The organism is Bradyrhizobium sp. SZCCT0148 (genome assembly GCF_018129985.1).
Classification (GTDB): Bacteria; Pseudomonadota; Alphaproteobacteria; order Rhizobiales; family Xanthobacteraceae; genus Bradyrhizobium; species Bradyrhizobium japonicum_H.
Map to the genome: position 1 here is coordinate 78,154 of NZ_JAFCKT010000003.1, position 23,224 is coordinate 101,377.

Genomic DNA, 23,224 nt, shown 5'->3' on the forward strand with positions numbered 1-23,224 from the left:
ATACGGCAACGTGCCGCGCGGACCTATTTCACCGGCCGCTTCTCGAGCTTCCGTGCCAGCGTGCGCCGGTGCATGCCGAGCCTTCGTGCTGCTTCCGAGATGTTGAAATCGGTCTCGATCAGGGTCTGATGGATGCGCTCCCATTCCAGCGTCTTGATCGAGGTCGGTCGCGCGTCGAGTGCGACCTCGGTATTGCCGGCCGCCTTGGTGAAGGCGGCTTCGATGTCGTCGGTGTTGGAAGGCTTTGCGAGGTAGTGGCAGGCGCCGAGCTTGATCGCCTCCACGGCGGTCGAGATGCTGGCAAAGCCGGTCAGCACCACGATCAGCATATCAGGATCATGCGTGTGCAAGAGCTCGACGCAGGCCAGGCCTGAAGCGCCGCCGAGCTTGAGGTCGACCACGGCGTGGCCGAAAGAGCGTTCCTCCAGCACCTGCCGCACCTCCTCGATCGAGGCGGCGAGCACCACCTCGTAGCCGCGGCGCTCGAACGAGCGCTTCAGCGTGCGTGCAAAACCCGCATCGTCCTCGACCACGATGAGCGAACGGTCAGGCGTCAAAATTTCCTCCGATCGCGAGCATTGCGAGCGGCAGCGTGAGGCGCACGGTGGCGCCGCGCTTTCTGTGATTCTCGGCGGTCACGGTGCCGCCCAGCTTGCGCACCACATTCACCACCAGGAACAGGCCGAGCCCGCCGCCGGCGCGGCCCTTGCTCGACTGATAGGGCTTTCCGAGCTGTGCCAGCATGTCCGGCGCAAAGCCCGGGCCGCGGTCGCTGATCGACAGCACGAGATTGTCGCCCTCGCGCTCCGCGACGAGTTCGACCCAGTCGCGCGAGACCTCATAGGCGTTGTCGAGCACGTTGAAGATCACCTGCTTCAAAGCGACATCCGAGACGATCGCGACGTCCTCGCCAAAGGTGTTGACGAAGTAGAGCGTCCGCGCGGAGCGCGCGTCGCGCCACTCGTCGACCAGGGCGGTGACGAACGCCGTCACCGTCGTCGGCGACGAGCCTTCGCCTCGCGCCTCGCCCGCCGACACCAGAATGCCCGTCACGATCGACTTGCAGCGTTGCAGCGAGGTTTCCATCTCCGCGAGGTCCTCGGCAAGCTCCTGATCGGCGGCAAGATCAGGCATGCGGCGCCAGTCGCTGAGGATCACCGAGAGCGAGGCCAGCGGCGTGCCGAGCTCATGGGCTGCGCCGGAGGCGAGCAGACCCATGCGCACGATGTGGTCCTGCTCGGCCGCATGCTGGCGCAGCGCGGCCAGATGCGCATCGCGCTCGCGCAAATTCCTGTTGATGCGGGTCACGAACACCACCAGCAGCACGGCGTTGAGCACGAAGCCCAGCAGCATGCCCGTGACGGTGAGGCTGTAGGTCTCGCTGAGAGGGTTCGGCGGCAAATCGAGCGGCCTGTAGGCCAGGGTCAGCCACACAAAGCTCGCGCAGGTCAGCGCGACCAGTGACCAGGTCGAGCGCGCATCGAGCAGCACCGCGCCGAGCGTCACCTGGAGCAGGAACAGCGAGGTGAAGGGATTGGTGGCGCCGCCGGAGAGGTAAAGCTGCGCGGTCAGCGCGGCGACATCTAGCATCAGAGCGACCAGCAGCTCGTTGTTGGTGATCGCGGCGCGATGGCGCACCCAGATCAGGCTGGAGACGTTGAGCAGCACCAGCGCGCCGATCACTGCGCCCATCCGCTCCAAGGGCAGGGGGATGCCGAGCCCAAAATGCACGCCGCCGATGGTGACGATCTGGCCGATCACCGCGATCCAGCGCAACTGGATCAGCAGCGCCATGTTCTTGCGGTTGGTCTCGTCGTCAGTCGGCGCAGTGCCGATCAGCTCGCTGCGTGCGTCCGCCTGCGATTGCAGCGTGACGGCCAACCCGTCCTGCGCAAATGTGTGGGAAAGCGACTTCCCGTCGTCAGGTCGGCTCGACGATCGTTCCAGCATCTGATCCCGTCCTGCGGGCGACAGCATCGGTGCCGCCAGCCTGTTCGTGGACGAAGCGTTTGCGGCGGAACAGCCCGCCGCCGAATGTGACGAAGAGTCGACCTGCCAGCATGAAAGCCAGGGCAAACCACGTCAGGGCATAGATCAGGTGGTTATTTGGAAAGCTGATCACGGTCAATCCGCCGATCGGCCCGCCCGCGGATTGTGATCGGGCATCGGCATCGACGAAGAACGGCGCAACCTCGTGCAGATCGCGGGCCGTCGCAATCGCGGCGACATCGCGAGAATACCAGCGGTTGTGCTGGGGCACGTTGTTCCGGAGGAAGCCGCCTTTCGGCTCCGAGATGCGGAGCAGGCCGGTGATCTCGACCTGACCGTCCGGATTGCCGTCCCGGCGCGTCGATGCGTCGCGCCGCTCCGATGGCACGAAGCCGCGGTTGATCAGGACCTGCGTGCCATCGTCGCGCTGGAGCGGTGTCAGCACCCAAAAGCCCGGGCCCCCCTCGGTGACAGCCTGCACCAGGGTCTCGCGGTCATGCAGGAAGCGGCCTTGAAGGCTGACATGCCTGTATTCGTCGTTGGCGGCGCTGACCGCAGGCCATGAAGCGGGCGAGGGGATCGGCTGGGCCGGGGCGTGGACGCGCTGCTCGACGCGGTCGATCAGGGCCAGCTTCCAGGCACGGCGCTCGATCTGCCAGATTCCGAGCGCGATCAGAAGTGCGAAGGCCGCGAGCGAAAGAACCGTGAGCCACAAGGAGGGGCGAGCAGCCTTGCGGGGCGCGCCCTCTGCCTTGTCCGTCACGGTCCCGGTATCGCTCACTTCATTCCCGTCATTTCGTGCATCGGCATCATGTTGCTGTTGAGGTGGCTCATCACCCACAGCGAACCCGACAGCGCGATCACCACCATGACAATGGTGAAGATCAGCGCCATCATCGTCCAGCCGTTCTCCGACGCCGTGTTCATGTGCAGGAAGTAGATCATGTGGACGACGATCTGCACCACGGCGAAGACCATGATCACCAGCGCGGTGATCTGCTTGCTCGGCAGCGCGCCGCTCATCACCAGCCAGAACGGAATTGCGGTCAGCACCACCGAGAGCACGAAGCCGAGCATGTAGGTCGAGAACGTGCCGTGGGCGTGGCTGTCGCCGTGGTGATGGTCGTCCGCGTGCGCGGCGCGGGTATCGGTGCTCATCGCAGAACTCCCAGGAGGTAGACGAAGGTGAAGACGCCGATCCAGACCACGTCGAGGAAGTGCCAGAACATCGACAGGCACATCAGGCGGCGGCGATTTGCCTCGATCAGGCCGAACTTCTGCACCTGCACCATCAGCGTCACCAGCCAGATCAGGCCGCAGGAGACGTGCAGGCCGTGGGTTCCGACCAGGGTGAAGAACGCCGACAGGAAGGCGCTGCGCTGGGGCGTCGCACCCTCGTGGATCATGTGGGCGAACTCGGTGAGCTCGATGCCGATGAAGGCGAGGCCGAACAGGCCGGTGATCGCCAGCCAGACCTGCGTCTGAGCGACCTTGTTCTGCTGCATCGTCAGCATGGCAAAGCCGTAGGTGATCGACGACAGCAGCAGCATCGAGGTGTTCACCGCGACCAGGTTCAGGTCGAACAGGTCCTTCGGCGCCGGGCCGGCGGCATAATTGCCGCCGAGCACGCCGAAAGTGGCGAACAGGATCGCGAAGATGAGACAGTCGCTCATCAGGTAGATCCAGAAGCCGAGCGAGGTGCTGTAGCCTTCCGGATGCGGATGTTCGTCGGCGAGGTAGAAGACCGGCTCGCCGGATTGGGTGGATTGGACAGCGACAGTCATTTACTTGGCTCCGGCGAGCAGTTTGGTGCGCGCGTCCTCGGCCCGGATGACGTCTTCAGCCGGAATGTCGAAGTCGCGGTGATAATTGAAGGTGTGGCCGATGCCGACGACGAGGAGCCCGGCGAAGCTCAATGCGGCCAGCCACCACATGTACCAGATCAGGCCGAACCCCATCGCAGTCGCGAGGCCGGCAAGGATGATGCCGGTGCCGGTGCTGCTGGGCATGTGGATCGGCTTGAATCCGGTCAGCGGACGCTGGTAGCCGCGTCTCTTCATGTCCCACCACGCGTCATTGTCGTGAACGACGGGGGTGAAGGCGAAGTTGTAGTCCGGCGGCGGCGACGATGTCGCCCATTCCAGCGTGCGTGCATCCCAGGGATCGCCGGTGACGTCCTTGAGCTGCTCGCGCTTGAGGAAGGAGACCGCGAATTGCACCAGCATCGAGAGGATACCGAGGAAGACGAGGAAGGCGCCGATCCCGGCGATGATGAACCAGATCTGCAGGCTCGGATCGTCGAACACGCGCAGCCGGCGAGTCACGCCCATCAGGCCGAGCACGTAGAGCGGCATGAAGGCGAGGTAGAAGCCGGTGACCCAGAACCAGAACGACATCTTGCCCCAGAATGGATCGAGCTTGAAGCCGAAGGCCTTCGGGAACCAGTAGTTGATGCCGGCGAACGCGCCGAACACCACGCCGCCGATGATGACGTTGTGAAAGTGCGCGATCAGGAACAGGCTGTTGTGCAGCACGAAGTCGGCCGGCGGTACCGCGAGCAGCACGCCGGTCATGCCGCCGATGACGAAGGTCAGCATGAACGCGATCGTCCACATCATCGGCAGCTCGTAGCGGATACGGCCGCGATACATCGTGAACAGCCAGTTGAACATCTTCGCGCCCGTCGGGATCGAGATGATCATCGTGGTGATGCCGAAGAACGAGTTGACGCTGGCGCCCGAACCCATCGTGAAGAAGTGGTGCAGCCAGACCAGGTACGACAGGATGGTGATGACGACCGTGGCGTACACCATCGAGGTGTAGCCGAACAGTCGCTTGCCGGAGAAGGTCGAGGTCACCTCGGAGAAGATGCCGAACGCCGGGAGAACCAGGATGTAGACCTCGGGATGGCCCCAGATCCAGATCAGGTTCACGTACATCATCGGGCTGCCGCCGAAATCGTTCGTGAAGAAGTTGGTGCCGACGTAGCGGTCGAGCGTGAGCAGCGCGAGCACGACGGTCAGGACGGGGAAGGAAGCGACGATCAGGACGTTGGTGCAGAGCGAGGTCCAGGTGAACACCGGCATCTTCATCATGGTCATGCCGGGGCATCGCAGCTTGACGATGGTGCAGATCAGGTTGATCCCGGACAGCGTCGTTCCGACGCCGGCGACCTGCAAACCCCAGATGTAATAGTCGACGCCGACGTCAGGACTGTAGCCGATGTTGGACAGCGGCGGATAAGCCAGCCAGCCGGTGCGGGCAAATTCGCCGATGAACAGCGAGGCCATCACCAGCACCGCGCCGCCGACCGTCATCCAGAAGCTGAAATTGTTCAGGAAGGGGAACGACACGTCGCGCGCGCCGATCTGGAGCGGCACCACATAGTTCATCAAGCCGGTCACCAGCGGCATCGCCACGAAAAAGATCATGATCACGCCGTGGGCGGTGAAGACCTGATCGTAGTGATGGGCGTTGAGGTAGCCTTCGGAACCACCAAAAGCCAGCGCCTGCTGCAACCGCATCATGAGCGCGTCGGCGAAGCCGCGCAGCAGCATCACGATGCCGAGGATCATGTACATGATGCCGATGCGCTTGTGGTCCACGGTGGTGAACCATTCGCGCCAGAGATAACCCCAGAGGCGGAGATAGGTCAGGCCGGCGAGCATGACGAGGCCGCCGGTTGCCACCACCGCGAAGGTGCCGACGACGATCGGCTCGTGCAACGGCAAGGATTCGATGGTGAGCCGGCCGAAGATGAGCTTGAGAAGATCAGGAGACATGCGGGAATCTCTTTAGGAGTCTGACTTCGGACGCAGTCCGAGCAAGAAGGACGAGGACTTGAGCGGCGTGAAGCTCGGCCGCTTCAGGCCTGCGCCGAGCAGCGGCGCCATGTCGACGGGAGCCGTGATCGACGCCGTGGTCTTGCCTTGCGGCGCATCGGGCGTGCAGGTGCCTGCGACGAAGCTCGGCTCGGGTCCGAGCGCCGTGCCGCGGCGGGCGTATTTGTCGTAAGCCAGCGGCAGCGTGTTGTTCAGGCCCTCATGGCCGTTGCCGCCCTTGGCGTCGATCGCCATCATCTCGCTCTGGCACATCTTGCCGGTCTCGACGCACATGTTGAGGATCAGGCGATAGAGGTCGGCATCGACGGTGCCCCAGCGTCGTACGGGCTCGTTCTCGCTGGGCTTCTCGAGCTGGAGATATTCGGCGCGGCCGAGCGAGCCGCCGGCCGATTTGGCGCTGGCGACCCAGGCGTCAAAACCCTTGTCGTCGAGGCCCTGGAAGTTGAAGCGCATGCCGGAGAAGCCGGCACCGCTGTAGTTGGCCGAGAAGCCCTTGTAGCTGCCTGCGTGGTTCACCACCGCGTGGAGCTTGGTCTCCATGCCCGGCATCGCGTAGATCTGGCCGGCGAGCGCGGGGATGTAGAACGAGTTCATCACCGAGGACGCGGTGATGCGGAATGTGATCGGACGATCGACCGGAGCTGCGAGCTCGTTGACGGTGGCGATGCCGTAGTCCGGATAGATGAAGAGCCACTTCCAGTCGAGCGCGACGACGTCGACCTCGAGCGGAGCCTTGGACTGGTCCACGGCGCGGTCGGCATGGATGCGGCCGAGCGTGCGATAGGGGTCGAGCAGGTGCGTGCCCATCCAGGTCAGCGCGCCGAGGCAGACGATGATCAGCAGCGGTGCCGACCAGATCACCAGCTCGAGCGCCGTCGAGTGATCCCATTCCGGCTCGTAGCGAGCGTCCGTGTTGGACTGGCGATAGCGCCAGGCGAACAGCACCGTCAGCGCCATCACGGGGACGACGATGAGCAGCATCAGGACGGTCGAGATGATAACGAGGTCGCGCTGTTGGGCTGCGATATCGCCGGCTGGCGCCAGCACAACGCAGTCGCAGCCGCTGAGCGCAGCAGCCAGAGGTAGTAGCGCCAGGATCTTGAGACGAGACACGGGCCGAGCCTTTGAGAATGAGTTTCTTTTGCGGAGCCAACGGGTAGCTGCGGCGCAACAGTCCGGACATTGGACAATTTGTCCAATGTTGCAGTGCGGAATGCTGGGTCAGACAAAGGCGGATTGCCTGGCGCCCCGCCGGGCGGTCGGCATTGGTTATCAAGACGTTAAGGGCGCACGCATGGCGACGGCACACACCCCGGTATTGGCAAAGACCCCCTCGGGCGAGCACGGCCACGACCTCGCCAGTCCGGGCGAGATCGCCATCGGCGTCATCATCGGCCGCACCTCGGAATTCTTTGACTTTTTCGTCTTCGCGATTGCCTCGGTGATCGTGTTCCCGCGCCTGGTCTTCCCGTTCACGAGCGAGCTGACCGGCACCTTCTATACCTTCATGATCTTCGCGCTGGCCTTCATGGCGCGGCCGATCGGCACCGTCATTTTCATGACCGTCGACCGGGAATACGGCAAGACCGCCAAGCTGATCTCGGCGCTGTTCCTGCTCGGCACTGCCACCGTCGCCATTGCGTTCTTGCCGAGCTACAAAGAGATCGGCAGCGCGGCGATCTGGCTGCTCGCGCTGGCGCGTATCGCGCAGGGTCTGGCCTGGGGCGGCGCCTGGGACGGCATGGCTTCGCTGCTGGCGCTGAACGCGCCGCCTTCCAAGCGCGGCTGGTACGCGATGGTGCCGCAGCTCGGCGCCCCGCTCGGGCTGATCGTGGCGAGCGCGCTGTTCGCCTATTTCGCCGGCAATCTCTCGGCCGACGATTTCTTCGACTGGGGCTGGCGCTATCCCTTCTTCGTCGCGTTCGCCATCAACGTGGTGGCGCTGTTCGCTCGCCTGCGCATGGTGACGACGGCGGAATACGCCTCGCTGTTCGAGACCCGCGAATTGCAGCCCGCGCGCATTTCCGAGACCGTCGCTCGCGAAGGCCAGAACATCATGCTGGGCGCGTTCGCGCCGCTCGCCAGCTTTGCGCTGTTTCACATGGTCACGGTGTTTCCGCTGTCCTGGGTGTTCCTGTTCACCCGCGAAAGCCCGGTGCGCTTCCTGATCATCGAGATCGTCGCTGCCGTGTTCGGCGTCGGCGCGATTGTGGCCTCCGGCATCATCGCCGACCGTGTGGGACGCAAGTCGCTGTTGATGGGATCGGCGATCGCGATCGCGATCTACAGCGGCTTTGCCCCGCAGCTGCTCGACGCCGGCGCGTTCGGCGAGACCATCTACATGGTGATCGGCTTCATCCTGCTCGGCCTGTCCTTTGGCCAGTCTTCGGGCGCGATCGCCTCGAGCTTCAAGCAGACCTATCGCTATACGGCGTCCGCGCTGACGTCGGACATGGCCTGGCTGTTCGGCGCCGGCTTCGCTCCGCTGGTCGCGCTGCTGCTCGCCACCAATCTCGGCGTCATCGCCTCGGGCGCCTATCTGCTGTCAGGCGCGTTCTGGACGCTGCTCGCGCTCTGGCTCAGCGGCCAGCGCGAGGCCGGCGATATGGACGCGGGGCGTTAGGGCTCGCGCGGTAGTCACACAACAGATGCCTTTGTGGCTCTGGATCCCGGGTTCGTGCTCAGCGCGCCCCGGGATGACGTGCGCTTCGCGCACGTCAGTCCGCTACGATCTTCACGCGATCTCGCACCTTCACCTGCGCGGTGCGATCGAGCCCGTTCAGCACGCGAAAACGCTCGGCGGGATGATCGACGCCGGCCATGCGGTGGGAGAGCGATTCCACGGTGTCGCCGGGCTGCACGGTGATGACCTTGATGCGCAGCGGACGGGCGGCCTGGATCTCGTCCAGCGTCAGGCGGCGGAATGAACTGACGGTCTCGCGCGCGTTGCGCTCGCTCTCGGTCGATTTCTGCCGGGTCGCGAAGATGAACCGGTAGACGTCGCTGCCAAAGCGCAGCGCGTAGACCTTGAACTGCCACTGGTCGCCCTTGGCGGTGGCGGACGCGGCCGGAAAGCCGTTGATGGTGATGTCTTCGGTGGAGGCCTTCTCGACGCCCTCCATCCAGCCGGAATTGAGGTAGTCGCCGAGCGACTGCTCGGCCGGGACGCGCACCACGTCGAAACGCATCGCCTGTGCGCCGCCCTCGCGCACGCCGATCACGGCCTGGGCGGTGTTGTCGAGCGTGAAATTCTCCGGCGCCTGGAAGGAAAAGCCCAGCTTCGGATGCAGGAAGCGGCGGCCGCGGACGAAACCTTCGCTGGGGTCTTCGCCGTAGACGAGGTTGTCGATCGCCGCGAGATAGCTCTCGCGGTCGCGCTCGGCGCCTTCGGGCGCCGTATATTGCCGCGCAATGGTCTGCGCGTTCTGCACGCGCTCCGGGGTTGCCGGATGCGACGACGTGAAATCCTGCGCGCGCGGATCGAGCGAGCTCTTGCCCGCTTTCAGCTCGGCATTGCGCTCCATCGCCGAAAGGAAGCGCGCAGCTCCGTAAGGGTCAAAATGCGCCTTGGCGGAGATGCCGACGCCGATGCCGTCGGCCTCGAACTCCTGCTTGCGCGAAAAGCTCGCCATGGTGAGCTTGGTCTTGGCCAGCGCCAGCGCAGTGAGGTCCGGATCGTTGCTCATGTCGGTGACGACGCGGGTGACGATCGCGGCCTGGCGCGCCTGGTCCTCGCGCATCGCGGCGTGCTTGGACAGCACATGCGCCATCTCGTGGCTGAGCACGGACGACAATTCCGAGGTGTCGCTGGCGAGCGCGAGCAGGCCACGCGTCACATAGAGCTGGCCGTTGGGCAGCGCGAAGGCGTTCACAGCGCCGGAATTGAGGATGGTGACCTTGTAGCCCTGGTCTGGACGATCCGACGCTGCAACCAACCGATCGACTGTCTTGCTGACGAGCGACTCGAGCCTGGGATCGTCATAGGTGCCGCCATAGCTCGCCAGGATGCGCTCATGCTCCTTTTCGGTCGCGGGGGTCTGCGCAACGGCCGGTTTCGGCTTCGGCATGGCGACGGTCGCCGGGACAGCGGCGGTCTGGAACCGGCCCATGTCGCCGCAGCCCGCCAGCGCCGTGCCCAGCACGAGGCATAGCGCGGCCGGCGCCGCCCGCAGGCGGCGGCGTTCGTTCCGTACGTGCCGTTCTAGCACCCCATTCACGTCGCTTAACCCGTGCCTGGCCCTCTTTAGGGCCCTACCCCTGTCGGCTCGTTTGCGCCCAGCAACTCGACCTGCCCTACGAACCGCACATCGATCCGCGGCCCCGCACTTCCCTCGACCCAGCCCCGAACTCGAACACGTTTACTTTCCAAGGACTTAAGGGCAATCCCGGCGCTCTCGAACGCGGGTAACGTGCGCTTTGAAATAGTCACGGCGAAGCCACGTGTCCAGTTCCGTCCGAAGTTGAGGTAGGTCGTTGCCCCAGCTTGCCGGACCGACAGGACTTTACCCTCGACCACCACAAAACGCCCGATCCCCGCCAAAATATCGTCCGGACTTTCCGCGTTTTTTATGGCCGTCGGGGCAGCCCAGCTGCCAATTTTTTGGCGCCGTGCCGCGGCCTCCGACGCCATCAGGACAGCCGCGCAGTCCTTGTCGCTGATCTCGGCGGAGACCATGGCATCGCCCTGGGCGAGCAGCATGGCCTGCACCGGGGTGTCGCTCCCGGCGATGAAGACCAACGCGCCCTGCCGGCCGTAGCGGTCGGGCGTATCGTCGGTGCCCCGGAGAGTGACGTCGCGGCTCGCGAGCAGCGAGGCCAGCGCCTGTTTCGTCGTCGCCGTGGGCTCGATGCCGGTGAGGCGGATTTCGCGGCCGTCATCGAGGCGGACACTGCGCGCATCGACGATCGCGGTGACGCGGCCCTCGCCTTGCGATTCGAACTGGCACGGCGTCGCGAGCGCGGTGCGGCTCGCGAGGAGAAGGATTGCGACGATGAGGTGAAGTCGTCGTGCCACGTGACCCGGAGAGGTTGCGTTAGTTGCTGATCATAACTCAAGCGTCATGGGCGGCGAAGTGGGTTCGTCAAACTCCGTCACTGCAAGGAGCCCTTGCGACGAAGCCATCCGGACTGTCTCCGCGGCAAGACTGGATTGCCTCGCTGCGCTCGCCATGACGCGCAAACATTTTGCGACATTCCACCATTCCGCTTTGCGGAAAACATGCGCGGCATTCCTGCGCGTATTGCAGCTCGCGCTTGCTGCGCTCTTGCGCATGCGGCATGATTGCGGCAACAGCAATAACCAAGCCGCCATCAGAGTACGGCGCGATAACGGGAGGTCTTTTTCGATGAAGAATATTCTGTCGGGCATTTTTGCCGCTGCGTTTGCCTTGAGTGCGAGCGCTGCCGCGCAGGCCCAGGACAAGCCACCGCTCAAGATCGGCGGCATCCTCGACATGTCGAGCCTCTATGCCGACATCACCGGTCCCGGCAGCGAGACCGCGGCCAAGATGGCGGTGGAGGATTTCGGCGGCGAGGTGCTGGGGCGCAAGATCCAGGTGCTGGCCGCCGACCATCAGAACAAGGCCGATCTCTCCGCCAACATCGCCCGCGACATGCTCGACAACCAGGGCGTCGAGATGATCTACGACGTCGCGGCCTCCGCGACTGCGCTTGCGGCCGGCGAGATCGCCAAGGCGCGCAACAAGATCATCATGTTCAACGGACCGGGCTCGATCCGTCTCACCAACGAGGCCTGCGGTCCCTATACCATCCATTACGTGTTCGACACCTACGGCCAAGCCAACGTGACCGGCCTCGCGGCCGTGAAGACGGGCCTCGACAGCTGGTTCTTCCTCACCGCCGACTATGCCTTCGGCCAGGATCTGGAAAAGGACACCAGCGCCGTCGTCACCAAGACCGGCGGCAAGGTGCTCGGCAGCGTACGTCATCCGCTCAACACGTCGGACTTCTCGTCCTTCCTGCTGCAGGCGCAGGCCTCCAAGGCCAAGGTGATCGGTCTCGCCAATGCCGGCGGCGACACCGTCAACGCCATCAAGCAGGCGGCCGAGTTCGGCATCACCAAGGGCGGCCAGAAGGTCTCGCCGCTGCTGGCCTTCGTTTCAGATATTGATTCGATCGGGCTGGAAACCGCGCAGGGCCTGCTGCTGGCTGAAGCGTTCTACTGGGATCTGAACGACGACACGCGTGCCTTCTCAAAACGCTTCATGGAGCGCACCAAGCGCGTGCCGACCTCGGCCCAGGCCGGCGTCTACTCCTCGATCACCCATTATCTGAAGGCGGTGAAGGCTGCGGGTACGACCGACGCGGCGGCCGTCATGAAGATCATGAAGGAGACGCCCATCAACGACTTTTTCGCCAAGAACGGCAAGATCCGCGAGGACGGTCGTATGATCCACGACATGTACCTGTTCGAGGTCAAGAAGCCATCGGAGTCGAAGGGGCGCTGGGACGATTACAAGCTGCTCGCCACCGTGCCCGGCAGCGAGGCGTTCCAGCCGATGGAGCAGTCGCGCTGTCCGCTGGTGAAGAAATAAGAACGTGAGCCGTCGTGCCGGCGATCGTGCCTCACGACAGGTCGTCATCCCGGGGCCCGCGTAGCGAGAACCCGGGATCCATCGGGCGGCCGTGACGGTTGGAGAATGGATTCCGGGCTCGCGCTTCGCGGGCCCCGGAATGACGGAAGAACAACAGGGAGACGCCCGATGAACGATATGGTTCTGCAAAAGCTCGAAGGCGGACTGCTCACCATCACCATGAATCGCCCGGATCGGAAGAACGCGCTCAACCCGGAGATGGTGGCCGGGCTGGTCGAGGCGGCGCGCCGGGCGGCGGACGATCCGGAGGTGCGCGCGGTGCTGTTCAAGGGCGCCGGCGGCTCGTTCTGCGTCGGCGGCGATGTCAAGTCGATGGCGGCGGGCCGTGCGCCGCTCCCGTTCGAGGTGAAAATGGCGAACCTCCGGCGCGGCATGGAGGTCTCTCGCATCCTGCACCAGATGCCGAAACCCGTCGTGGCGCAGCTCGACGGCGCCGCGGCCGGCGCCGGTCTTTCCATGGCGCTGTCGTGTGATCTACGCATCGCCTCCGAGTCCTGCAAGATCACCACCGCTTTCGCCAAGGTCGGATTTTCCGGCGATTACGGCGGCACCTACTTCCTGACGCAGCTGCTCGGCAGCGCGCGGGCGCGTGAGCTCTATCTGATGTCGCCGGTGCTCACGGCGAAGGAGGCGCACGCGATCGGGATGGTGACCAAGGTCGTGCCCGACGCGGAGATCGACGCGGCTGCGCACGAGCTTGCGCTGTCGCTGGCGCAGGGCCCGTCGATCGCGCTCGGCTTCATCAAGCGCAACATCAACAACGCCGAGCATCTGCCGCTGGAGGATTGCTTCGACGGCGAGGCGATCCACCACACCCGCTGCAGCGACACCGAGGACCACAAGGAGGCCGCCAAGGCCTTCGTGGAGAAGCGCAAGCCGAGCTTCAAGGGCGCATGACCATGGCGCCCTATCTGCGGTTGCGGCAGATCTGCCTGGTCGCGCCGCAACTCGCGCCCGTCGTCTCCGACATCGCGGAGATCATGGGCCTTGCCGTCTGCTATCGCGACGGCAACGTCGCGAAATACGGTCTGGAGAATGCGCTGCTGCCGGTCGACACGATCCTGCTGGAGGTGGTCGCACCGTTCCAGGACGGCACCACGGCCGGCCGGTTCATCGAAAAGACCGGCGGCCGTGGCGGCTACATGGCGATCTTCTGCTGCGACGATCCGGACGAGCGCGGCCGCAACGCCAACGCGCTTGGCGTGCGCACCGCCAACGTGATCGACCACGCGCCCTATCACGGCGTGCAGCTCCACCCCCGAGACTGCCGCGCCGCCTTCATCGAGTTCAACCACACTGAAGGCAGCGACGATATTCTGGGTCCCTATCCGCCGGCCGGGCCGGATTGGCAGACATTCATCCGCAAGGACGTGACGCAGGCGCTGACGGCCGTGGAGATGCAGAGCCCGGATCCGCAAGGTCTTGCGGAGCACTGGGGCAAGATCATTGGCATTGCGCCTGAAGGTGCCGAGCTGAAATTGCCCAATGCGACCTTCCGCTTCGTCAAGGGCGCCAGTGAGATCATGAGCGCGCTGGAGTTTCGTGTGGCCGACGTCGCGCGCGTGCTGGATGCGGCGAAGGCGCGAGGGGTTGCGGTGGAAGGCAACGCGTTTGCACTGGGCGGCGTAACGTTCCGCCTGAGCTGAGTGAGCGAAGTGTAGGGTGGGCAAAGCGTAGCGTGCCCACGCTCTTTCATTGGAGGCACGATGGTGGGCACGGCGCTCGCGCGCCTTTGCCCACCCTACGGCATTATGGCCTTACCGCCCTTTGAAGTTCGCCGTGCGGCGTTCTTCCGTGGCCTTGACGCCTTCCTTGAAATCTTCCGTCGCGCGCAGCCGGGTCTGCTCGCCGAGCTCGTGATTGGTCGCAGCCATGACGCGGTCGGCCAGTCCTGCGCGCATTGTGGCGCGGGTCGAAAGCAGGCCGAGCGGCGAGCATTCGGCGATCTCGCCGGCGAGCTTCATCGCGGCGGCCTTGACCTGGTCCTGCGGGACCAGCTCGTTGGCGAGGCCCCATTTGTACGCCTCTTCGCCGGTGACGCGGCGGCTGGTGTAGAACATCAGCTCGGCGTTGTTCTTGCCGATCAGCTCGGGCAGCGTCGTGGTCAGGCCGAAGCCGGGATGGAAGCCGAGCTTGGTGAAGTTGGCGGAGAAGCGCGCTTCGGGGCAGGTGACCCGGAAATCGGCCGATACCGCAAGGCCGAGCCCACCGCCGATGGCGGCGCCTTGCACGGCGGCGACGATCGGCTTCTTGGCGCGGAAGATGCGAACGGCCTGGATGTAGAGATGGTTGATCGGGCCGAGATTGTCGGCAGGGTCACCCTTCTTCTCGGCTTCACGCGCTTCCTGCGCCTGCCGCGCCGGGTCGCCAAAGTTTGCGCCAGCGCAGAACGCCTTGCCCTGTGCCGACAGCACCGAGGCCCGGATCTCGATGTCGCGGTCGAACTCGTCGAGCGCATCTGCGATCTGGTTGATCAGCGAAATGTCGAAGAAGTTCAGCGGCGGGCGGCGGATCTCGATGGTGCCGACGTGGCCGACCTTCTCGACGCCGATATCTGTATAGGTGCTCATGATGTCCTCGATTGAATTAGCGCAGGCCCAAACCGCGGGCAATGATGCCGCGGAGCACCTCGGTGGTGCCGCCCTGGATGGTGAGTTTCGGCGCGGTCTTGATGGCGAAGTCGAGCTGCCGCTCCAGCGTCTCGCGGTTGGTCGCGGTCTCCTCGACGAAGGCGGCGAGATCCCGCACGCGATGCGGCAGCTGCTGCTCCCAGACCGTGCCGATATCCTTGACGATCGACGCCTCCACCACCGGCTCCTTGCCGGCCTGCAGCATGCCGGCCACCGAGACCGACATGCGCCGCATGGTGTGAAGCTGCGCCACGAGACGGCCGATGCCTTCGGCGCTGCGCGTATCCGGATTGGAGCCGACCGCGCGGACCAGCTCGGTCAGCACGTAATAGGTCTCGAGGAAGCGCTCGGGGCCGGAGCGCTCATAGGCGAGTTCGCTGGTTGCCTGCTTCCAGGCGCCATCGACTTCGCCGAGCACGTGATCGTCGGGCACGAAGAAGTCGGTGAAGACGACTTCGTTGAACTCGTACTGGCCGGTGATCTGGCCGATCGGGTTCACCTGGATACCCGGCTGCTTCATCTTGACCAGGAACTGCGTCAGGCCGTGGCGGCGGTTTTCCTTTGTCGGCTGGGACGTCCGGAAGATCGCGATCATGTAGTCGGCGATATGCGCCGACGAGGTCCAGATCTTGGTGCCGTTGATGAGATAGCCGCCGTCGGTCTTGGTCGCGCGCGTCTTCGCCGCGAACAGGTCGGAGCCGGAGTTCGGCTCGCTCATGCCGATGGCGAAGCAGATCTCGCCGCGGCAAATGCGCGGCAGGATGTCCATCTTGATATGTTCAGGCGCGTATTTGATCAGCACCGGCCCGCTCTGGCGGTCGGCGACGAAAAAGCGCCGCGTCGGCGCGTTGGCGACGCGCATCTCCTCGGTCACCACGTAGCGCTCGAGGAAGGAACGCTCCTGGCCGCCATATTTCTTCGGCCAGGTCATGCCCAGCCAGCCCTTGGCACCGACGCGCCGCGAGAACTCCGGCGCATCGGTGTCTTCACGGTTGGGCTTGTGCGGGTCGAAAGTGCCGGCGGCGATCTCTTCGGCGAGGAACGCGCGCACTTCCTTGCGCAATTGCTCGCACTTCTCGGGCAGGCGGATCGGGTCGAAACGGAGGGCTGCGGTCATGTGTTTCTCTCCCTGATCAGCGCGACGCCACGAGTGGCCACAATTCGTCGGCGCCTCTGGTGGCGACCAGCTTGCCGAGTTCGACGGCCCAATGGCTTTCCGAGCCGAAATCGTCGCGCCAGGCCAGCGCCCGCAGCGAATAGCGGTGCAGGATGTGCTCGAGGGTGAAGCCGATCGCGCCGTGCACCTGATGGGCGATGGCGCCGCCTTTTTCCGCCGCTTCCGCGCAGCGAATCTTTGCCGAGGCCGCTTCGAGATAGACCTCGTCGTTGAAACCCGTCGCGTTCGCGATGGCGTCGGCGGCCGAGGTTGCAGCCGCAAGGGCCGCGGCGGATTCGCCGGCGAGGCGCGCCAGATTGTGCTGCACCGCCTGAAACTTGGAGATCTTCTTCTCGAAGGCGACGCGCTCGTTGGAATAACGCACGGAGATGTCGAGCATCGATTCCAGCGCGCCGGCGATCTGCAGGCTACGCGCAACGCCGCCCACCAGCATGAGCGTGGTCTGGTCAAAGCCATCAGGCGCCGGTTTGAGCGTGACCGGCTGAACCTTGTCGAGCGTCACGGTGTCGCTGTGGTCGTAGCCGACATTGAGGCCGGATTCGATACGGCCCTTGCCGGCATCGACCAGTGCGATCACGGCGCCATCCTTGCCGTGCGCCAGCACCGCAAAGTGCTTCGCCGCCTTGGCATAGGGCACGCCGCGGGCGCGGCCGGAGAGCGAACCGTCGGCATCAAGAGTGATGCGGTCCTTCGGCGACGCCGGCAGCACCGTCATCTCGCCCTCGGGCGATGCGATCTTCGCCTGGGCCAGCAGCCAGCCGGCCAGCATGGTCTCGGCCAGCGGAACCGCGATCGCGAAACGGCCGGCGGCGTTCAGCAGCGCAAAGCCGTCGGCAAGGCTCGCGCCGGAGCCGCCGAGATCGTCGGGCACCCAGGAGAGCGGCAGGCCGGCTTCGCTCAGCGCCTGCCACAGCGGCGCCTGCCAGGAGTTCTTCTTGTCGTTGTTGATGGTTTGAGGATCGGCGAGATCGGCGAAGATCTTCTCCGCAGTCTCGACGACGATATTGTCACTCTCCGCCACAGCGTTCCCCGTGTTTTGCCGTTGGCGCGTCCCGCCTCGTTGAGCGAACCGCGCAGGTCTTCTTGCGCCCGATGATCTAAAAAAGCCATGGCCCTGACAAGCGTTGATCGCAGGTCAACCTGCAGCGAAGGCATGGGCACGGATTGAGGAGGCTAATTCCGCTTAGCGGAGTTTGCTCGATTTGCAGGGCGCGGCAAACTCGCTAAACAAGGCACCGGCAATTCAATAACGGGGAAGAGGAAATCCGGATGGCAAAAGACAGTCTGTGCGCAATCGTGACGGGGTCTGCATCCGGGCTGGGTGCGGCAACCGCGGAGATTCTCGCGCGGAGCGGGGCGCGGCTCGTCATCAACTATTCGTCGAGCCAGAAGGAGGCCGAGGCCACCGCCGAACTCTGCCGCAAGGCGGGCGCTGCGGAAGTTCTGGTCGCGCAGGGCGACGTTTCCAAGGATGAGGATTGCCGCAGGATCGTCGCGGCCGCCAGCGGCTGGGGCCGGCTCGACATCCTCGTCAACAATGCCGGTACCACCAAGCATGTTGCTCACGCCGATCTCGACGGATTGTCGGCGGAAGATTTCCAGCGCCTATATGGCGTCAACACCATCGGACCATTCCAGATGGTGCGCGCCGCGCGGAGCCTGCTTGAGGCCGGTGCGAAAGCTTCGGGGCGTCCGTCCGCCGTGGTCAACGTGTCTTCGGTCGCCGGCATCAGCGGCGTCGGCTCGTCAATCGCCTATGCCGCAAGCAAGGGCGCGCTCAACACCATGACGCTGTCGCTGTCGCGCGCGCTGGCCCCGCTGATCCGCGTCAATACGGTCTGCCCCGGCTATATCGACACGCCCTGGTTCACCAAGGGCCGCGGCGAGGCGGGCGCCAAGCAGGTGCGCGACAGCGTGGTGGCGAAGGTGCCGCTCAAGGTGGCCTCGACCGCCGAGGACATCGCGCAGTTGGTCTGCTTCCTGGCAATGCCGGCCTCCAGCAACATGACCGGCGAGGTCGTGCGCATGGATGCGGGCATGCATTTAATTACGTGATGTCGTCCGGCTTGTCCCGGGCATCCACGGACTAACGCGCAGGTCGATAGACGTGGATGCCCGGGTCAAGCCCGGGCATGACGTTGATGAGGCGGTGTGCCCCCTCGCTGATTTTAAGCGCTATCCCCTGATCACGCCGCTCGCCACCAGCCGGTGCCAGATGAACAGCACCACCACCGCGCCGAGCGTGGCCATGATGAAGCCGGCGCCTTGGTCGGGGCCGTAATGGCCGATCGCCTGGCCGATGAAGGTGGCCAGAAACGCGCCGGCGATGCCGAGGATGGTGGTGAGGATGAAGCCGCTCGGGTTGTTCGGTCCCGGCGCCAGCCAGCGCGCGATGAGGCCGGCGATAAAGCCGACGACGATGATCCACAACAGGCCGCCCATGCTCATGAGTGTGCTCCCCTTCCCGAAAGCGCGTCGATCGAAGGTCTGATTAAAGCTTGCCCGAGAGCTCGTGCTCGGTCGGCAGCCGTCCTTCCGGCGTCAGATGGTCGACCACCTGCGGCAGATATTGGCTGAGGCCGTTGAGCAATTCATCGCGCGGCAGGCCGCTCTGGGCGGACAGACTTTCGATCTGGTCGGCGCCAAGTGCGCTCGCAAGGTCGCCGGGCGCGATCGGCTTGTTCTCGCCCTTGCCGACCCAGGAATTCGCGGCCTCGCCGTGGCCGCCCTGCTGGAGCTGGTTGAGGAGGTCCCCCAAGCCGCCGCTCAGCACGGATCCGGCCGCGCCGCCCGCGAGCAGGCCGCCAAGCCCGCCTTTGAGCAGGCCTCCGAGACCGCCAAGACCGCCGCTGTCCGCGTTCACCGGCGGAGGGGCAGGCGTCGGCGACGGCTGCGGCGCCGTACCGGACTGATTTGCCGTCATATGCTTGAAGGCTTTCCACCCAAGCAGGGCAATGATCGCCATGGTCATCGGCGACATGCCACCGGAGGATTTCTCGGAGCTCGGCGTAGCGGGGCCGCGCGGGCCGTTCTGCATGCCGTTGAGGACGTCGAGTAGACCCATGGTGCTCTCCTTTGGCGTCTCGTGCGGCGACCGCTCGCCGCTGACTGCCCCCGGAACGAAAACATATGGGGCGCTCATGACCGTTACAAGTCGATGCGACGCGATTGGTTGCTGCCCTTGCCTCTGCTATCGAAGGCGGATCGTTCAGGGAGCAAGGCGAGGTGATGACGGATCGACCGATCGTGGTGGCCGGCGCGGGCGCCATCGGGTGTTTCGTCGGAGGCCAACTGGCCGCCTCGAGCCGCCGTGTCGCGCTGCTGGTGCGGCCGCGGGTGAAGGCCGAGATCGAGCGGTTCGGCCTGCGGCTCACCGGCTTCGACGGTTCGGAGAAGAAGCTGGATGCCGGCCAGTTCGCGCTGTCGGAGGATCCCGCGATCCTGCACAACGCCCGCATCGTGCTGGTCACGGTGAAGAGCGCCGACACCGCCGATGTCGCGGACCAGATCGCGCAGCACGCGCCCGAGGATGCCGTCATCGTCTCGCTCCAGAACGGCATCGGCAATGTCGGGGTGTTGCGGGACCGCCTCGGTAACCGCCGCGTGCTCGCCGGCATGGTGCCGTTCAACGTGATCGCGATGGGCGAGGGCCGTTTCCACCGCTCGACCTCCGGCGACATCCAAGTCGGAGAGGATGCGGGGAATACGGCCGCGGCGCTCTCGGTGGCCGGTCTCGCGGTGCGCGCGAGCAGGGACATCACCGGCGTGCAATGGGGCAAGCTGATCATCAATCTCAACAACGCGCTCAGCGCATTGTCCGACTTGCCGCTCGCCGCGCAACTGGCAAGCCGCGACTGGCGCAGGCTGTTCGCCGATCAGATGGCCGAGGGGCTGGCTGTGCTGAAGGCCGCCGGCATCGCGCCGGTCTCGGCGACGCCGATCCCGATGAACTGGACGCCGGCGCTGCTGCGGCTGCCCGACGTGATCTTCAACGCGATCCTGGGACGGACCATGAGGATCGATCCCGAGGCACGCTCGTCGATGTGGCAGGATTTGAAACAGGGCCGCAAGACCGAGATCGACTATCTACAAGGCGCCGTCATCGCGCTCGCCGAGCAAAACCATGTCGACGTGCCGCTGATGCGCCGCATTGTTGCGCTGATCAGGGAAGCCGAGGCGGCCGGCAACGGTCCGCCGCGTCTGACGCCGCGGCAGATCCGCGGCTAGCGCTTGCGCGCGAGGAGAAGTGCGATGAGGCGTTCTTGGATGATGAGAATAGCGCTGGTCACGTTCTGCGGCGCATCGACGTTGGCCCATGCAAGGCCGCCGACGGCCCAGAGCTCTCCGGGATACGACAGGCGGTTGCAGGAGAGCCGGTCTCAGTTAGGAAATTCGCCGACGGTCACCGAGCCAGCGACAACACCGGTGGTCAAACCGCAGCAGCGCAAGAAGAAGCACACGAAGTGAGGTGGACGCTCTCGGAGGGTGGGCGTGCCACCAACTCCCTCAATCATGCATGACTGGTGGGCACCGCGCTTTGCGCCTTTGCCCACCCTGCAGATCAGTGCAAGAGACTCAGCCCTTCTTCGCCGGCTTGCTAGGGGTCGGATTGAACAGCTTCTTCAGATCGTTCAAGCCTTCCGACAGCCGCGGCCATTCGCAGGAGAAAGAGCCCTTGGCGCAGGGCGCGCCCTTTCGCTGTCCGACGGTCTGCTGCACCTTAGGCCGTTCGACCGGCATCGGCACGCGCTCGACGTCGGTTCGCAATGCGACCTGCTGGATTTGCCGCGCCTGCAGTTCCTGCTGCTCGCGCTGCTGACGGGCGGCAGCCTCGGCTGCTTCGTTGTTGCGGCGCTCTTTGGCAAGATAGGCGGTATAGGCTGAGTCGATTTTCTTCTGTTCCTCCGGCGTCGGATTGGGACCGGCGATGTCGAAGGTGCGATCCTGCAGGAAGTCGTAATAGGAGTAGCCGCCGCCCGGCTTGCGGCGGCCCGCGAACTTGGCGTTGCAATCGGCGAGCGCGGAGGTCTTCTCGGCCTTGGTCGCGGCCTTCTCGGCAGCGTCGGCGCATTCCTCGAAGTCGACCGGCGCGCGTTTCCACCATTGCGCCTGGGCATGCGTATGCGTCAGCAGAAAGAACCCTGCTGCGGCAACGGGAAACAGCGCCGCACGACGCAATGCAATCAGAGACGACATTCTACGAGAGCATTCCTTGTCAAACTCAACCCAAACTGAGTCGAGCCGGATTTTTGCCTCTTTATCGCCGGCTTGTCACCCATGGAACCCGGGAATTTCGTGGCTGGGATGCTGACATTTTGTGCTTGACGTTGCGCATGAGTCACAGCGTCGCTCTGGCTGGATGCTACACTTCGCCCTGCGAGTGCCTTACTCCCGAGGCGACGCCAAAAAGACGAAATGGAAACGCCTGATGCTGCTGCCCCTGTCCGACGTGCCGCGCTGGTACGCTGAACGCAAACCGCAAGGCACGATCGCAATCCGTCATGGGCAGGACACGCTGACATGGGACCAACTCGAGCGCGGTGCCAACCGGCGCGCGCGGGCGTTCGCGGCCAAGGGCGTCAAGCCCGGTGATTTCGTTGCGATCGGACTGCCCAACGGCAATACGTTCTTCGAGACATCGTTTGCGGTGTGGAAGTGTGGTGCGACGCCGACCTCGCTGTCATGGCGGCTGCCGCGCGGCGAGGCCGCTGCCGTGCTCGACATTCTCAAGCCCGCGCTGGTGGTCGGCGGCGAGGCTGATTGGAATGCGCCGAACCACTTGCCGGCGGATTTTGTGCCGGAAGGATTCTCGGATGAGGCGCTCAATCCGCCGGTGGCGCGCTACTGGAAAGCCATGACCTCCGGCGGCTCGACCGGCCGGCCGAAAGTCATCCTCGATCATCAGCCGGCCGTGACCGACACAGTCGCCGCGCCGCCGCTGAATATTCCCTTCGGGGTTTCGCTGCTCAACCCCGGTCCGCTCTACCACAACGCGCCGTTCATCGTGTCGCACTACGCTCTGTTCACCGGCGGCAAGCTCACCGGTCTGACCAAGTTCGACGCCGAGGAGACGTTGCGGCAGATCGAACGCGAGCGCGTGCAATGGATCAATTTCGTGCCGACCATGATGCACCGGATCTGGGCGCTGCCGGAGCAGGTGCGTAACGCCTACGATCTGTCGAGCCTGCAGACCGTGTTTCACATGGCCGCGCCCATGCCGCCCTGGCTGAAGGAGAACTGGATCGCCTGGCTCGGCCCGGAGCGGATCTGGGAGCTCTATGGCGGCACCGAGCGGCAGGGCGCCTGCATCATCTCCGGCACGGAATGGCTGACGCACAAGGGCTCGGTCGGCAAGATCGGCGACATGGCGAAGCTGCGCATCATCGGCGAGGATGGCAGCGACGTCGCGCTCGGCGAGACTGGCGAGATCTATTTCTTCAACAATGACGGCAAGGACGCCACCTATCACTATCTCGGCGCCGAGCCGAAGCGGCGCAGCGACGGCTGGGAATCGCTCGGCGATATCGGCCGGCTGGATGCGGAGGGCTATCTCTATCTCGGCGACCGCCTCGCCGACATGGTGCTGCGCGGCGGCGCCAACATCTATCCGGCCGAGGTCGAGGCTGCGGTCTCCGAGGCGCCCGGCGTGCGCTCCTGCGTCGTGGTGGGATTGCCCGATCCGGAGCTCGGCCAGCGCGTGCACGCCATCATCGAGCCGGAGGCGGACAGCGATGGCCAGGCGATCGCCGACGGCATGGCGGAATTCCTGAAGGACAGGCTCAGCCGCTACAAGCACCCTGAAAGCTTCGAGTTCGTCGACGCCCCGCCGCGCGATGATTCCGGAAAAGTCCGCCGCACCCTGTTGCGCGACGAGCGCGCAACGTGGATGAAGGAAGGGCGTGCCTTCCGGATCATGCCGGCGAAGGCCCGGGCGCACGCCGAGTAAGGGGCGAGTGATACACATGGGGAAAG

Annotated in this window: 22 protein-coding genes; 7 read left to right on the forward strand and 15 right to left on the reverse strand. The window is 64.8% G+C overall.

Translation table 11 applies throughout. From position 1 onward, the window contains the following. Positions 1–23: 23 nt before the first annotated feature. Genes JQ580_RS12190 through cyoA form a run of 7 tightly spaced genes read right to left on the reverse strand, consistent with a single transcriptional unit; the run spans position 24 to position 6,944 of the window. Positions 24–557, reverse strand: coding sequence for a response regulator transcription factor (locus JQ580_RS12190; protein ID WP_106949522.1), 534 nt, complete (start codon positions 555–557; stop codon positions 24–26). Next, positions 547–1,950 carry an ATP-binding protein gene (locus JQ580_RS12195; protein ID WP_212280304.1) on the reverse strand — a complete coding sequence of 468 codons (1,404 nt, stop codon included), beginning with the start codon at positions 1,948–1,950 and terminating at the stop codon, positions 547–549. Before JQ580_RS12195 ends, JQ580_RS12190 begins: the two co-directional genes overlap by 11 nt. Next, positions 1,922–2,770, reverse strand: coding sequence for an SURF1 family protein (locus tag JQ580_RS12200; protein ID WP_212280305.1), 849 nt, complete (start codon positions 2,768–2,770; stop codon positions 1,922–1,924). The genes JQ580_RS12195 and JQ580_RS12200 overlap by 29 nt, the downstream gene beginning before the upstream one ends. After that, positions 2,767–3,147, reverse strand: a complete 381-nt coding sequence (gene cyoD, locus JQ580_RS12205; RefSeq protein ID WP_212280306.1) for a cytochrome o ubiquinol oxidase subunit IV — start codon at positions 3,145–3,147, stop codon at positions 2,767–2,769. The genes JQ580_RS12200 and cyoD overlap by 4 nt, the downstream gene beginning before the upstream one ends. Then, positions 3,144–3,773 (reverse strand): cytochrome o ubiquinol oxidase subunit III, encoded by a 630-nt coding sequence (cyoC, locus tag JQ580_RS12210; RefSeq protein WP_212280307.1) that lies wholly within the window; start codon positions 3,771–3,773, stop codon positions 3,144–3,146. Before cyoC ends, cyoD begins: the two co-directional genes overlap by 4 nt. Next, positions 3,774–5,771, reverse strand: a complete 1,998-nt coding sequence (gene cyoB / locus JQ580_RS12215) for a cytochrome o ubiquinol oxidase subunit I (protein ID WP_212280308.1) — start codon at positions 5,769–5,771, stop codon at positions 3,774–3,776. 12 nt (positions 5,772–5,783) lie between these two features. Next, the gene (cyoA, locus tag JQ580_RS12220; protein WP_212280309.1) at positions 5,784–6,944 is read right to left on the reverse strand and encodes a ubiquinol oxidase subunit II; all 1,161 of its coding nucleotides are present in this window, start codon (positions 6,942–6,944) and stop codon (positions 5,784–5,786) included. A gap of 181 nt (positions 6,945–7,125) precedes the next feature. Between cyoA and JQ580_RS12225 the strand changes: the two genes are divergently transcribed. Then, positions 7,126–8,454 (forward strand): MFS transporter, encoded by a 1,329-nt coding sequence (locus JQ580_RS12225; protein WP_212280310.1) that lies wholly within the window; start codon positions 7,126–7,128, stop codon positions 8,452–8,454. 94 nt (positions 8,455–8,548) lie between these two features. On the opposite strand, the gene JQ580_RS12230 is transcribed toward JQ580_RS12225, so the two are convergent. Next, complete coding sequence (locus tag JQ580_RS12230) at positions 8,549–10,039, reverse strand: M48 family metalloprotease (protein WP_212280798.1); 1,491 nt, start codon at positions 10,037–10,039, stop codon at positions 8,549–8,551. 35 nt (positions 10,040–10,074) lie between these two features. Further along, on the reverse strand, positions 10,075–10,845 hold the full coding sequence (locus tag JQ580_RS12235) for a thermonuclease family protein (RefSeq protein WP_212280311.1): 771 nt from the start codon (positions 10,843–10,845) through the stop codon (positions 10,075–10,077). 331 nt (positions 10,846–11,176) lie between these two features. Between JQ580_RS12235 and JQ580_RS12240 the strand changes: the two genes are divergently transcribed. The 3 genes from JQ580_RS12240 to JQ580_RS12250 all read left to right on the forward strand — a co-directional run bounded on the left by JQ580_RS12240 (position 11,177) and on the right by JQ580_RS12250 (position 14,091). Continuing rightward, positions 11,177–12,385 carry an ABC transporter substrate-binding protein gene (locus tag JQ580_RS12240; protein WP_212280312.1) on the forward strand — a complete coding sequence of 403 codons (1,209 nt, stop codon included), beginning with the start codon at positions 11,177–11,179 and terminating at the stop codon, positions 12,383–12,385. 168 nt (positions 12,386–12,553) lie between these two features. Continuing rightward, positions 12,554–13,342 carry an enoyl-CoA hydratase gene (locus tag JQ580_RS12245; RefSeq protein ID WP_212280313.1) on the forward strand — a complete coding sequence of 263 codons (789 nt, stop codon included), beginning with the start codon at positions 12,554–12,556 and terminating at the stop codon, positions 13,340–13,342. A gap of 2 nt (positions 13,343–13,344) precedes the next feature. Further along, complete coding sequence (locus tag JQ580_RS12250) at positions 13,345–14,091, forward strand: VOC family protein (protein ID WP_212280799.1); 747 nt, start codon at positions 13,345–13,347, stop codon at positions 14,089–14,091. Positions 14,092–14,202: 111 nt separating this feature from the next. Here the strand turns inward: JQ580_RS12250 and JQ580_RS12255 are convergent, their stop codons facing one another. From JQ580_RS12255 to JQ580_RS12265, 3 genes are read right to left on the reverse strand one after another with little or no spacing between them, the layout of a single operon-like run. Beyond that, entirely contained in the window at positions 14,203–15,015 is an 813-nt protein-coding gene (locus tag JQ580_RS12255; protein WP_106949510.1) for an enoyl-CoA hydratase/isomerase family protein, read from the reverse strand. A 16-nt stretch (positions 15,016–15,031) separates the two neighbouring features. After that, positions 15,032–16,192 carry an acyl-CoA dehydrogenase family protein gene (locus JQ580_RS12260; RefSeq protein WP_212280314.1) on the reverse strand — a complete coding sequence of 387 codons (1,161 nt, stop codon included), beginning with the start codon at positions 16,190–16,192 and terminating at the stop codon, positions 15,032–15,034. Positions 16,193–16,208: 16 nt separating this feature from the next. Further along, positions 16,209–17,273 carry an acyl-CoA dehydrogenase family protein gene (locus JQ580_RS12265; protein ID WP_212280315.1) on the reverse strand — a complete coding sequence of 355 codons (1,065 nt, stop codon included), beginning with the start codon at positions 17,271–17,273 and terminating at the stop codon, positions 16,209–16,211. 248 nt (positions 17,274–17,521) lie between these two features. Between JQ580_RS12265 and JQ580_RS12270 the strand changes: the two genes are divergently transcribed. Continuing rightward, the gene (locus tag JQ580_RS12270) at positions 17,522–18,307 is read left to right on the forward strand and encodes an SDR family NAD(P)-dependent oxidoreductase (RefSeq protein ID WP_212280316.1); all 786 of its coding nucleotides are present in this window, start codon (positions 17,522–17,524) and stop codon (positions 18,305–18,307) included. A gap of 120 nt (positions 18,308–18,427) precedes the next feature. Here the strand turns inward: JQ580_RS12270 and JQ580_RS12275 are convergent, their stop codons facing one another. Both JQ580_RS12275 and JQ580_RS12280 read right to left on the reverse strand, forming a co-directional pair. Continuing rightward, entirely contained in the window at positions 18,428–18,700 is a 273-nt protein-coding gene (locus JQ580_RS12275) for a GlsB/YeaQ/YmgE family stress response membrane protein (protein ID WP_212280317.1), read from the reverse strand. Positions 18,701–18,743: 43 nt separating this feature from the next. Beyond that, a complete protein-coding gene (locus tag JQ580_RS12280; protein ID WP_212280318.1) occupies positions 18,744–19,316 on the reverse strand; it encodes a YidB family protein in 573 nt (190 codons plus the stop codon). 161 nt (positions 19,317–19,477) lie between these two features. On the opposite strand from JQ580_RS12280, the gene JQ580_RS12285 reads away from it, so the two are divergent. After that, positions 19,478–20,479 (forward strand): 2-dehydropantoate 2-reductase, encoded by a 1,002-nt coding sequence (locus JQ580_RS12285; RefSeq protein WP_212280319.1) that lies wholly within the window; start codon positions 19,478–19,480, stop codon positions 20,477–20,479. 348 nt (positions 20,480–20,827) lie between these two features. On the opposite strand, the gene JQ580_RS12290 is transcribed toward JQ580_RS12285, so the two are convergent. Then, positions 20,828–21,448 (reverse strand): hypothetical protein, encoded by a 621-nt coding sequence (locus JQ580_RS12290; RefSeq protein WP_212280320.1) that lies wholly within the window; start codon positions 21,446–21,448, stop codon positions 20,828–20,830. A gap of 232 nt (positions 21,449–21,680) precedes the next feature. Here JQ580_RS12290 and JQ580_RS12295 point away from each other — a divergent pair, with 232 nt between their 5' ends. Continuing rightward, a complete protein-coding gene (locus JQ580_RS12295; RefSeq protein ID WP_212280321.1) occupies positions 21,681–23,198 on the forward strand; it encodes an AMP-binding protein in 1,518 nt (505 codons plus the stop codon). Positions 23,199–23,224: the final 26 nt, after the last annotated feature.

Coding starts and splice junctions, on each gene's coding strand:
- JQ580_RS12195 (WP_212280304.1), bottom strand. CDS start 1,950: ATGCTGGAACGATCGTCGAGCCGACCTGACGACGGGAAGTCGCTTTCC.
- cyoD (WP_212280306.1), bottom strand. CDS start 3,147: ATGAGCACCGATACCCGCGCCGCGCACGCGGACGACCATCACCACGGC.
- cyoC (WP_212280307.1), bottom strand. CDS start 3,773: ATGACTGTCGCTGTCCAATCCACCCAATCCGGCGAGCCGGTCTTCTAC.
- cyoB (WP_212280308.1), bottom strand. CDS start 5,771: ATGTCTCCTGATCTTCTCAAGCTCATCTTCGGCCGGCTCACCATCGAA.
- JQ580_RS12225 (WP_212280310.1), top strand. CDS start 7,126: ATGGCGACGGCACACACCCCGGTATTGGCAAAGACCCCCTCGGGCGAG.
- JQ580_RS12240 (WP_212280312.1), top strand. CDS start 11,177: ATGAAGAATATTCTGTCGGGCATTTTTGCCGCTGCGTTTGCCTTGAGT.
- JQ580_RS12245 (WP_212280313.1), top strand. CDS start 12,554: ATGAACGATATGGTTCTGCAAAAGCTCGAAGGCGGACTGCTCACCATC.
- JQ580_RS12250 (WP_212280799.1), top strand. CDS start 13,345: ATGGCGCCCTATCTGCGGTTGCGGCAGATCTGCCTGGTCGCGCCGCAA.
- JQ580_RS12255 (WP_106949510.1), bottom strand. CDS start 15,015: ATGAGCACCTATACAGATATCGGCGTCGAGAAGGTCGGCCACGTCGGC.
- JQ580_RS12260 (WP_212280314.1), bottom strand. CDS start 16,192: ATGACCGCAGCCCTCCGTTTCGACCCGATCCGCCTGCCCGAGAAGTGC.
- JQ580_RS12270 (WP_212280316.1), top strand. CDS start 17,522: ATGGCAAAAGACAGTCTGTGCGCAATCGTGACGGGGTCTGCATCCGGG.
- JQ580_RS12275 (WP_212280317.1), bottom strand. CDS start 18,700: ATGAGCATGGGCGGCCTGTTGTGGATCATCGTCGTCGGCTTTATCGCC.
- JQ580_RS12280 (WP_212280318.1), bottom strand. CDS start 19,316: ATGGGTCTACTCGACGTCCTCAACGGCATGCAGAACGGCCCGCGCGGC.
- JQ580_RS12290 (WP_212280320.1), bottom strand. CDS start 21,448: ATGTCGTCTCTGATTGCATTGCGTCGTGCGGCGCTGTTTCCCGTTGCC.
- JQ580_RS12295 (WP_212280321.1), top strand. CDS start 21,681: ATGCTGCTGCCCCTGTCCGACGTGCCGCGCTGGTACGCTGAACGCAAA.